We start from the raw sequence: 10,396 nt of genomic DNA, 5'->3' as shown, positions 1-10,396 counted from the left end.
ACAAGGTCGAGAAGCTGCAACGCGGCGACGAACTGCCCCCCGGCGTGATGAAGATGGTCAAGGTCTTCGTGGCCGTGAAGCGCAAGCTTCAGCCCGGCGACAAGATGGCCGGCCGTCACGGAAACAAGGGCGTCATCTCCAAGATCCTGCCGATCGAGGACATGCCGCACCTGGAAGACGGCACGCATGTGGACGTCGTTCTGAACCCGCTGGGCGTGCCTTCGCGCATGAACATCGGCCAGATCTTCGAAACCCACCTGGGTTGGGCCGCAGCCGGCCTGGGCAAGCAGATCTCCGGTCTGCTGGAAGCCTGGCAGGGTGGTGGCCAGAAGCAGGCCCTGATCGACCGTCTGACGCATATCTACGGTCCGGAAACCCCGTTGCCGCAGGATGAGGAAGAGCTGATCGAGCTGGCGAAGAACCTGTCCAAGGGCGTGCCCTTCGCGACCCCGGTCTTCGACGGTGCGCACATCGGCGACATCGAACGTCTGCTGGAAGAGGCGGGGCTGAACAAGTCGGCCCAGTCGATCCTGTACGACGGTCAAACGGGCGAGCAGTTCAAGCGTCCGGTCACGGTCGGCTACATCTACATGCTGAAGCTGCACCACTTGGTCGATGACAAGATCCACGCCCGTTCCATCGGTCCGTACTCGCTCGTCACCCAGCAACCGCTGGGCGGCAAGGCGCAGTTCGGCGGTCAGCGCTTCGGGGAGATGGAGGTCTGGGCTCTGGAAGCCTACGGCGCCGCCTACACCCTGCAGGAGATGCTGACGGTGAAGTCCGACGACGTGGCCGGACGGACCAAGGTCTACGAGGCCATCGTCCGCGGCGACGACAGCTTCGAGGCCGGCATTCCCGAGAGCTTCAACGTGCTCATCAAGGAAATGCGTTCGCTGGGTCTGAACGTGGAGCTGGGGAACAGCTGAGCCGGATCACGAGCCCTCTCCCGCCAAGGCGGGGGAGGGCGATCCTTCCGCTTCTCTCCGTTCTGAATAATTTTCGCGGGTCTACCCCGCAGAAGGAATCAAGATGAACCAGGAAGTCCTGAACATCTTCAACCCGGTCCCGGTCACCCCGACCTTCGACCAGATCAAGATCGCCCTGGCCTCGCCGGAGAAGATCCGGTCGTGGTCGTTCGGCGAGATCAAGAAGCCGGAAACCATCAACTACCGTACGTTCAAGCCCGAGCGTGACGGTCTGTTCTGCGCCCGTATCTTTGGCCCGACCAAGGACTACGAATGCCTGTGCGGCAAGTACAAGCGCATGAAGTACAAGGGCATCATCTGCGAGAAGTGCGGCGTCGAAGTCACGCTGGCTCGCGTTCGCCGCGAGCGCATGGGTCACATCGACCTAGCCGCCCCGGTCGCCCACATCTGGTTCCTGAAGTCGCTGCCGTCGCGCATCTCGCTGATGCTGGACATGGCGCTGAAGGATGTGGAACGCGTCCTGTATTTCGAGAACTACATCGTCACCGAGCCGGGCCTGACCCCGCTGAAGCAGAACCAACTGCTGACGGAAGACGAGTTCTATCGTTACCAGGAAGAGTTCGGCGACGACGGCTTCACCGCCGAGATCGGCGCCGAGGCCGTCCGCAACCTGCTGATGGGCATCGACCTGCACGCCGAGGCTGAAAAGCACCGTGGAGAGCTGGCGGATAGCCCGTCGGAAATGAAAGCCAAGAAGGCGTCCAAGCGCCTGAAGCTGATCGAGGCCTTCCTGGAATCGGGCAACAAGCCTGAGTGGATGATCCTGACCATCGTGCCGGTCATCCCGCCGGAACTGCGTCCTCTGGTGCCGCTGGACGGCGGTCGTTTCGCGACCTCCGATCTGAACGACCTGTATCGCCGCGTCATCAACCGCAACAACCGCCTGAAGCGCCTGATGGAGCTCCGCGCGCCGGACATCATCATCCGTAACGAAAAGCGGATGCTGCAAGAGTCCGTCGATGCGCTGTTCGACAACGGCCGTCGCGGTCGCGTCATCACGGGCGCCAACAAGCGTCCGCTGAAGTCGCTGGCCGACATGCTGAAGGGCAAGCAAGGCCGCTTCCGTCAGAACCTGCTGGGCAAGCGCGTCGACTATTCGGGCCGTTCGGTCATCACCGTGGGACCGGAACTGAAGCTGCACGAGTGCGGCCTGCCCAAGAAGATGGCGCTGGAGCTGTTCAAGCCGTTCATCTATGCGCGCCTTGACGCAAAGGGCCTGTCGGGCACCGTCAAGCAATCCAAGCGCATGGTCGAGCGCGAGCAACCCGCCGTCTGGGACATCCTGGACGAGGTCATCCGCGAGCACCCGGTCCTGCTGAACCGCGCGCCGACGCTTCACCGTCTGGGCATCCAGGCGTTCGAGCCCAAGCTGATCGAGGGCAAGGCTATCCGCCTTCACCCGCTGGTCTGTACGGCGTTCAACGCCGACTTCGACGGCGACCAGATGGCCGTGCACGTCCCGCTGAGCCTTGAGGCCCAGTTGGAAGCGCGCGTCCTGATGATGTCGACCAACAACATCCTGTCGCCCGCCAACGGCAAGCCGATCATCGTGCCGTCGCAGGACATCGTCCTTGGCCTGTACTATCTGTCGCTGGTCAAGGACGGCGAGCCGGGTGAAGGCAAGCTGTTCGCCAACATCGGCGAGATCGACGCTGCGCTGGACGCCAAGGTCGTCACCCTGCACACGCGCATCAAGGCGCGCTGGACGGAACAGGACGCCGAAGGCAAGGAGATCACGAAGGTGATCGACACCACGCCGGGCCGGATGAAGCTGGCGGCCCTGCTGCCGCGCAACCCGAACGTCGGCTATCGCCTGCTCGAAAAGAACCTGACCAAGAAGGAAATCGGCAATCTGATCGACGTGGTCTATCGCCACTGCGGTCAGAAGGCGACGGTGATCTTCGCCGACCAGATGATGGGCCTGGGCTTCCGCGAAGCCGCCAAGGCCGGCATCTCGTTCGGCAAGGACGACATCGTTATCCCGGCCAAGAAGGTCGAGCTGGTCGCCGAGACCCGCACCCAGGTCGAGGAGTACGAACAACAGTACGCCGACGGCCTGATCACGCGCGGCGAGAAGTACAACAAGGTGGTCGACGCCTGGTCCAAGGCTACGGACCGGATCGCCGACGCCATGATGGCCGAGATCGCGCAACCGCGCGTGCTGATCGAGGGTGAGAACCCCGACATCAACTCGGTGTTCATGATGGCCAACTCCGGCGCCCGTGGCTCGCAGGCGCAGATGAAGCAGCTGGGCGGCATGCGCGGCCTGATGGCCAAGCCTTCCGGCGAGATCATCGAGACGCCGATCACCTCGAACTTCAAGGAAGGCCTGACCGTCCTTGAATACTTCAACTCCACCCACGGCGCCCGTAAGGGTCTGGCCGACACCGCGCTGAAGACCGCCAACTCGGGTTACCTGACCCGTCGTCTGGTGGACGTGGCGCAGGATAGCATCGTCACCGAGATCGACTGTGGCTCGACGCGCGGCATCACGCTGCGGGCGGTCATGGAAGGCGGCGACGTGCTGGTCTCGCTGGGTCAGCGCATCCTGGGTCGCTATGCGGCCGAGGACATCAAGGAGCCGGGCACCGATAACGTCCTGTTCCCCGCCGACACCTATCTGGTGGAAGAGGTCGCCGAGGTCGTCGAGGCCGCCGGCGTCCAGTCGGTCAAGGTCCGTTCGGCCCTGACCTGCGAGGCGGAAGCCGGCATCTGCGCCCACTGCTACGGGCGTGACCTGGCGCGCGGCACCAACGTCAACATCGGCGAAGCGGTCGGCGTCATCGCCGCCCAGTCGATCGGCGAGCCGGGCACCCAGCTGACCATGCGGACCTTCCACATCGGCGGTACGGCGCAGGTTGCGGAAACCTCCTTCATGGAGGCGACCAACGCCGGCGTGGCCAAGATCACCGGCCCGACCGTCATCGCCGCCCACGGCGACCTGGTCTCCATGAGCCGCAACGTCATCGTGACCGTGGTCGTGGACGGCAAGGATCGTGAGACGCACAAGGCCCCTTACGGCGCCCGGATCCGCGTCAAGGAAGGCAGCGAGGTCAAGAAGAACCAACGTCTGGCGGAGTGGGACCCCTACACCACCCCCATTCTGACGGAAGTCGGCGGCATCATCCGCTTCGAGGATCTGGTCGAAGGCCTGTCGGTCAAGGAAGAAACCGACGAAGCGACGGGCATCGCCCAGCGCGTCGTCAGCGACTGGCGCGCCAGCCCGCGTGGTTCGGACCTGCGTCCTGCCATGGGCGTCACGCTGGGTGATGGCTACGCCAAGCTGGCCTCGGGCTCAGACGCTCGTTACTTGCTGCCCGTAGGCGCGGTTCTGTCCGTGTCGAACGGCGACGAGGTCAAGCCGGGCGAGATCATCGCCCGCGTCCCGACCGAAGGCGCCAAGACTCGCGACATCACCGGCGGTCTGCCGCGCGTCGCCGAACTGTTCGAAGCTCGCCGTCCCAAGGACTGCGCGGTCATCGCCGAGATGGATGGTCGCGTCGAATTCGGCCGCGACTACAAGAACAAGCGCCGCATCAAGATCACGCCGGAAGTCAACGCCGACGGCGTGCAGGCTGAACCGGTCGAGTTCCTGATCCCGAAGGGCAAGTATATCTCCGTCCAGGACGGCGACCTGATCCAGAAGGGCGACTACATCATCGACGGCAACCCGGATCCGCACGACCTGCTGCGCATCCAGGGCGTCGAGGCGCTGGCCGAGTATCTGGTGAACGAAGTGCAGGAGGTCTATCGCCTGCAAGGCGTGCCGATCAACGACAAGCACATCGAAGTCATCGTGCGTCAGATGCTGCAGAAGGTCGAAGTCCTGGATTCGGGTGAAACCACCCTGATCCGCGGCGACACCGTCGAAGTCGCCGAAGCCGTTCTGGAAAACCAGAAGGTCGAGAAGCGTGGCGGCCGTCAGGCCACCACCCAGCCCGTCCTGCTGGGCATCACCAAGGCGTCGCTGCAGACCCGCAGCTTCATCTCGGCGGCGTCCTTCCAGGAGACCACCCGTGTCCTCACCGACGCCTCGGTCCACGGCAAGAAGGACATGCTGGAAGGCCTGAAGGAAAACGTCATCGTCGGCCGCCTGATACCGGCAGGCACCGGCGCCTACCTGCGCGCCCTGCAGAAGATCGCCAACGATCGCGATGCAGAGCTGACCCAGGCCCGCGAAGACTCGATCGAGCCGTTGCCGGCCGATCTGCAACTGGAGCTGGAGAGCAGCGAAAGCTGATCTTCCGTTTCGGAAGCGAAGACATGAAGAGGGCGGCGCTGGAAACGGCGCCGCCCTTTTTCTATGGCTGACGGCGGCGTTCGCCTCGGTTGATCGTCGTCTCGGCGCCTTGGCGCATATCCACGCCGGGGACGCTGGGCAGCTGGGCGCCTGCGCAGCCCGTGCCAACGTTCGATCCCACGCAGTCCGCCGGGCCAACCACGCCCACGCCGCCTGACAAGGGGCGGCGGCGTTGCTCCCATTCCGCCAGACGACGCGCACCCTCGCGGGCGAAGGCGGCGTCGCGCTCGGGATTGCCGGTGCCGGTGATGGGGGCGGCGTTGAGGCCGCGCCGCATGGCGTCCTCGCGACAGTTTGCACGCTCGGCGGTGCTGAGCTGTTGGGGCGTGGAGCAGCCGATCAGGCCTTGGCGCAGGGTGCGGGCCATGGCGTTCGAACGGTCGTTCGGATTGACCGTCCAGGCGTCGGGCGGGGCGGGGACGCCCTGTGGCGAGGGCGTGGCGATCCGGGGGCGGAGGGGCGCGGGGCGGACATCCTGCGGCGTCTCCGGGCGCGTAGACGGGGCGGCGACGATTTCGCGGGCGTTGCGAGGCGTCGTCGTGGCGTCGCTGGCGGGAGGCGTCTGGACCGGGATGCGCGGCTGCTCGTCGGGCAGGAGAGGGCGCGGCGTGATGTCGATATAGATCGGCGGCGGCTCTGAAACGAAGTCGGGTCTCTTGATGCCGGGCGCCGTAAACGACAGGAAGGCGATCAGAGCGGTGTTGATGACGACCGAGGCCGTGGCCAGCCCAGCCTTGCGCCAGTTGGGTCGTCTGGGGCGGGGCAGGGGCAGGGCGGTCATTCGCGGCGCTTTCTGAGATTGGGCAGGAAGCCGTCCCGCGAGGAGAATAGCTCGACTTGCACGTTCACGCCTTCACAACCGGCGACCGGGTTCGGGCGTTCGCACGACGGATCGCCACGGGCGGGCATGGCGCGCTGCGCCTTCCACGCGGCCAGACGGCGCGCGCCGTGGCGGGCGAAGGTCGCATCGCGTTCCGCATTCTCTGTCCCGACGATGGCGCGCGCGTTTTCGCGCCCGGCCCAGCGTTCCTCGCAACGGCGTCGCGCCTCTGGCGACAATCGTTGTGGGGCGTCGCAGGACAGGATCGCGCCGTTCGATCCCGGCGTGACCGCGCCGACCCGCCACCGGGCGTCGATGGCGTCGTTCTCGGCATGGCTGATCGAGGGCGCTGAAGCCGGCGCTGTTTCTGAGATATGCGATCCCGGCGAATCATCCCGCGTCGTGGGTGTCATATCGCTAAGCGGGGTGGCGGACGCCGGTCTATCAGCAACATCAGCCACTGCCTGCGGCGGGCGCACCAGCCTTGGCCAGGCCTCGTCCAAATAGACGATCATCGGCTCGTTTCGCAGCGGTCGATTGCGCGGACCGAGGTCGGTCAGGGACAGTAGGGCGATCGCGCCGGCGTTGAGCCCCACGGCGGTCGCCGCCAGCCCGGCCCTGCGCCAGTCCAGCCGTACCTGCCCCGATCGACCGATCGCAGTCGCGGTCATCGCCCTTGGCCCCTCCGTTCGGATCAAGCTGGACGCGAAGCGTGGCAGGTTTCAGGCAACTTGCGGTTCTATTGGAGACGGCCAAGCTTTGAGGGACAGGGCGGCGGTGGCGAGGTGTTAACGCCGCCTTCTTGACCTTGGCCCCTATCGCGCGTAGAAGCCGCCCACTTTCGAGGCGTGGCCGGTTCGCCGGCTGCTGAGATCGTGACAACTTAACGGACGGCCTGTGCGCCGCCGGAACGCCCAAAGCGCGCGTTCCGGTTTTTCTGTTTGCGTGGTCATGCACTCAGTCTCGATGACACCCGGGCGAGGGGATGGTCCCCCGTTCACAAGAAGGCGAGAGGCGCTTCGGTCGAAAGACACACGCCTCCATCAGAAGTCGAGATAAGTTTCGAATGCCTACGATCAACCAACTGATCCGCAAGCCGCGCAAGCCCAAGCCCACCCGTAACAAGGTGCCGGCTCTGGAGGGTTCGCCCCAGCGTCGCGGCGTCTGCACCCGCGTCTACACCACGACCCCGAAGAAGCCGAACTCGGCTCTGCGTAAGGTCGCCAAGGTCCGTCTGGCCAAGAACGGCTACGAAGCCGTTTGCTACATCCCCGGTGAAGGCCACAACCTTCAGGAACACTCGGTTGTTCTGATCCGCGGCGGCCGCGTGAAGGACTTGCCCGGCGTTCGCTACCACATCCTGCGCGGCGTGCTCGACACGCAAGGCGTCAAGGACCGCAAGCAGCGTCGTTCGCACTACGGCGCCAAGCGTCCGAAGTAAGCCATTCCTCTCCGGGCCGTCGCGCCCGGAGGCCTTTTCGAGATCTTCCCGGCGTGCGCCGGGCACTGCAAGGAATAACCTATGTCGCGTCGTCACCGCGCCCAGAAGCGTGAAGTTCTGCCGGATCCCAAGTTCGGGGACCTGATCGTCACCAAGTTCATGAACTACGTCATGTACGAAGGTAAGAAGGCCGTCGCCGAAAACATCGTCTACGGCGCCTTCGACATCCTGGCCGACAAGAAGAAAGACCAGGAGCCGGTCGCGACCTTCCACGCCGCCCTGGACAACGTCGCACCGTCGGTCGAAGTCCGGTCGCGTCGCGTCGGCGGCGCCACCTACCAGGTGCCTGTCGAAGTCCGCCCCGAGCGCCGTCGCGCCCTGGCGATCCGCTGGCTGGTCAATGCTGCGCGCAAGCGTGGCGAGAACACCATGACGGAAAAGCTGGCCGCCGAGCTGCTGGACGCCTCGAACAACCGCGGCACGGCAGTCAAGAAGCGCGAAGACACCCACAAGATGGCCGAAGCCAACCGCGCCTTCAGCCACTATCGCTGGTAAGCGTCTTAAAACCGCCAACTGCGGTCACTATCTAAGACTATCCGGCGCGGGCGGTTTGAGCTAAATCGCCCGCGCTCGCTTATCCGCACAGACCGATATCCCGAGGGCGCCGTCCGCGTCCTGAGAACATTCCCTAAGGGCGCCGGTGGCGCCCGAATTTCTGGCAAGGCACGCTTTCATGGCCCGCACGCACGCGCTCAAGGACTACCGCAACTTCGGCATCATGGCCCACATCGATGCGGGCAAGACGACGACGACCGAGCGGATCCTGTATTACACCGGCAAGAACCATAAGATCGGCGAAGTCCACGACGGCGCCGCGACCATGGACTGGATGGACCAGGAGCAGGAACGCGGCATCACGATCACGTCCGCCGCGACGACCGCTTTCTGGAAAGAAAAGCGCCTCAACATCATCGACACCCCCGGCCACGTGGACTTCACCATTGAAGTCGAGCGTTCGCTGCGCGTGCTCGACGGCGCCGTGACGGTGCTGGACGGCAACGCCGGCGTCGAGCCGCAGACCGAAACCGTCTGGCGCCAGGCCGACAAATATTCGGTGCCGCGCATCGTCTTCGTCAACAAGATGGACAAGATCGGCGCAGACTTCGACGCCTCGGTCCAGTCGATCCGCGACCGCCTGGGCGCCAAGGCCGTGCCGATCCAGTTCCCGATCGGCTCCGAGTCCTCGCTGACCGGCCTGGTCGACATCGTCGAAATGCGTTCGGTCGTCTGGGACAACGACGCCCTGGGCGCCAACTTCACCGTCGGCGAGATCCCGGCTGACCTGGTCGACAAGGCCAACGAAGCCCGCCAGTACCTGATCGACAACGCCGTCGAACTCGACGACGAAGCCATGCAGGCCTACCTGGACGGCACCGAGCCTTCGGTCGAAGTGCTGAAGAAGTGCATCCGTAAGGCCGTGCTGACCGGCGCCTTCTATCCGATCCTGTGCGGCTCGGCCTTCAAGAACAAGGGCGTGCAGACGCTGCTGGACGCCGTCGTCGACTACCTGCCGTCGCCGCTGGACATCCCGCCGACGCCGGGCATCGACTTCAAGACGGAAGAGCCCGTCGTGCGCAAGGCGTCGGACGACGAGCCCCTGTCGGTCCTGGCCTTCAAGATCATGGACGACCCCTTCGTCGGCTCGCTGACCTTCTGCCGCCTGTATTCGGGCAAGATGGAAACGGGCATGAGCCTGCTGAACTCCAGCCGCGACAAGAAAGAGCGCGTCGGCCGGATGCTGCAGATGCACTCCAACAACCGTGAAGACGTCAAGGAAGCCTACGCCGGCGACATCGTCGCCCTGGCCGGCCTCAAGGACACCCGCACCGGCGACACCCTGTGCGATCCGCTGAAGTCGCCCGTCATCCTGGAGAAGATGGAGTTCCCGGCGCCGGTCATCGAGATCTCGGTCGAGCCCAAGACCAAGGCCGACCAGGAGAAGCTGGGCGTCGCCCTGGCCAAGCTGGCTTCGGAAGATCCGTCCTTCACCGTCTCGACCGACCACGAGTCGGGCCAGACGATCCTGAAGGGCATGGGCGAGCTTCACCTGGACATCAAGATCGATATCCTGAAGCGCACCTACAAGGTCGAGGCCACCATCGGCGCGCCGCAGGTCGCCTATCGTGAATCGCTGGGCCGCAAGGTCGACATCGACTACACGCACAAGAAGCAGACCGGCGGCACGGGCCAGTTCGCCCGCGTCATGCTGACCTTCGAACCCGGCGAGCCGGGCTCGGGCTTCGTGTTCGAGAACTCGATCGTCGGCGGTGCCGTGCCCAAGGAATATATCCCCGGCGTCGAAAAGGGCCTGAACTCCATCAAGGATTCGGGTCTGCTGGCGGGCTTCCCGCTGATCGACTTCAAGGCGACCCTGACGGACGGCAAATACCACGACGTCGACTCCAGCGTGCTGGCGTTCGAAATCGCGGCCCGCGCCGCCTTCCGCGAACTGAAGGAAAAGGGCGCGCCGAAGCTGCTTGAGCCGATCATGGCGGTCGAGGTCGTGACCCCCGAGGAATACCTCGGTTCGGTCATCGGCGACCTGAATGGCCGTCGCGGCATGATCCAGGGTCAGGACATGCGCGGCAACGCCACCGTCGTTAACGCCTTCGTGCCGCTGGCCAACATGTTCGGCTATGTGAACACGCTGCGCGGCATGTCGCAGGGGCGCGCCCAGTTCACGATGCAATACGATCACTACGAGCCGGTGCCGCAACACGTCGCCGACGAAGTGATCAAGAAGTACGCCTAAGCTTTCCCTTTTCGGAAAGCGGACCTATATGCGCCCG

At 64.6% G+C, this 10,396-nt stretch carries 6 protein-coding genes and 1 pseudogene; 5 read left to right on the top strand and 2 right to left on the bottom strand.

Features of this window, described 5'->3' with window-relative positions; genetic code table 11:
• Both ACK4MH_RS12230 and rpoC read left to right on the top strand, forming a co-directional pair.
• Positions 1-926: pseudogene (locus ACK4MH_RS12230) on the top strand (DNA-directed RNA polymerase subunit beta); the annotation flags it as partial.
• Positions 927-1,029: 103 nt separating this feature from the next.
• Positions 1,030-5,226, top strand: coding sequence for a DNA-directed RNA polymerase subunit beta' (gene rpoC, locus ACK4MH_RS12225; protein ID WP_409718734.1), 4,197 nt, complete (start codon positions 1,030-1,032; stop codon positions 5,224-5,226).
• Positions 5,227-5,287: 61 nt separating this feature from the next.
• Here the strand turns inward: rpoC and ACK4MH_RS12220 are convergent, their stop codons facing one another.
• Positions 5,288-6,067 (bottom strand): hypothetical protein, encoded by a 780-nt coding sequence (locus ACK4MH_RS12220; RefSeq protein ID WP_409718731.1) that lies wholly within the window; start codon positions 6,065-6,067, stop codon positions 5,288-5,290.
• Positions 6,064-6,777 (bottom strand): hypothetical protein, encoded by a 714-nt coding sequence (locus ACK4MH_RS12215; RefSeq protein WP_409718728.1) that lies wholly within the window; start codon positions 6,775-6,777, stop codon positions 6,064-6,066. Before ACK4MH_RS12215 ends, ACK4MH_RS12220 begins: the two co-directional genes overlap by 4 nt.
• 395 nt (positions 6,778-7,172) lie before the next feature.
• Here ACK4MH_RS12215 and rpsL point away from each other — a divergent pair, with 395 nt between their 5' ends.
• The 3 genes from rpsL to fusA all read left to right on the top strand — a co-directional run bounded on the left by rpsL (position 7,173) and on the right by fusA (position 10,359).
• Complete coding sequence (gene rpsL / locus ACK4MH_RS12210; RefSeq protein WP_008260482.1) at positions 7,173-7,547, top strand: 30S ribosomal protein S12; 375 nt, start codon at positions 7,173-7,175, stop codon at positions 7,545-7,547.
• Positions 7,548-7,628: 81 nt separating this feature from the next.
• Positions 7,629-8,102: a 30S ribosomal protein S7 gene (gene rpsG / locus ACK4MH_RS12205; RefSeq protein WP_135195309.1), complete on the top strand. Its 474-nt coding sequence runs from the start codon at positions 7,629-7,631 to the stop codon at positions 8,100-8,102.
• Positions 8,103-8,280: 178 nt separating this feature from the next.
• Positions 8,281-10,359 carry an elongation factor G gene (gene fusA / locus ACK4MH_RS12200; protein ID WP_409718724.1) on the top strand — a complete coding sequence of 693 codons (2,079 nt, stop codon included), beginning with the start codon at positions 8,281-8,283 and terminating at the stop codon, positions 10,357-10,359.
• The last annotated feature ends 37 nt before the right edge of the window (positions 10,360-10,396 follow it).

This window comes from Brevundimonas sp., assembly GCF_046295075.1.
Lineage (GTDB): Bacteria > Pseudomonadota > Alphaproteobacteria > Caulobacterales > Caulobacteraceae > Brevundimonas.
This window is presented reverse-complemented; position numbering and strand designations above follow the sequence as displayed.